Source organism: Arcobacter sp. (assembly GCF_050300555.1).
Taxonomy (GTDB): domain Bacteria; phylum Campylobacterota; class Campylobacteria; order Campylobacterales; family Arcobacteraceae; genus Arcobacter.
Genome location: NZ_JBNKXY010000347.1, coordinates 1 through 546 on the forward strand (window position 1 = coordinate 1; position 546 = coordinate 546).

The following is a 546-nucleotide window of genomic DNA, read 5'->3' on the forward strand; positions in this document are numbered from 1 at the left end:
TGAGAGCAGCGGTTGAAGATGCAAGTGTGTTAAACATGAAAGGCAGTAGATGTTGTTGTTGTTGCGCCTGGTGAATGTTTTGTTGTTGTTGCGCCTGTAGAGGGCTTTGTTGTTGTTGTTGTTGCGATTGTTGCAGTATTTGCTGTTGTTGCACCGGTTGAAGGTTTTGTTGTTGTTGTGCTTGTTGCAATATCTGTTGTTATTTTACCTGTTGTAGTCTTTGCTGTTGTTGTACCTGTTGTAGTATTTGCTGTTGTTGCACTTGGTGCAATTTTTGTTGCTGCTACGCCTGTTGAAGTTGTTGCCGCTGCTGCACGTGCTGCAGAATCTGTTGTTGCTGCATGTGTTGCACCAGCTCGAATTGTTGCACTTGTTGTAGGTTTTGTTGTTGCTGCACCTATTGTAGGTTTTGTTGTTGTTGCACCTATTGTAGGTTTTGTTGTTGTTGCCACTGTTGTAGGTTTTGTTGTTGCTGCACCTGCTGCAATATTTGTTGTTGTTGCACCTGTTGCTGTATCTGCTGCTGCAGCGCCTGTTGCACAATTT

The 546-nt window shown here is 43.6% G+C and carries 1 protein-coding gene; it reads right to left on the bottom strand.

The window, feature by feature from the left end; genetic code table 11:
• Positions 1–29: 29 nt before the first annotated feature.
• Positions 30–546: hypothetical protein (locus ACQY5W_RS13495; RefSeq protein WP_428025486.1), on the bottom strand; the 517-nt coding region annotated here is incomplete at its 5' end.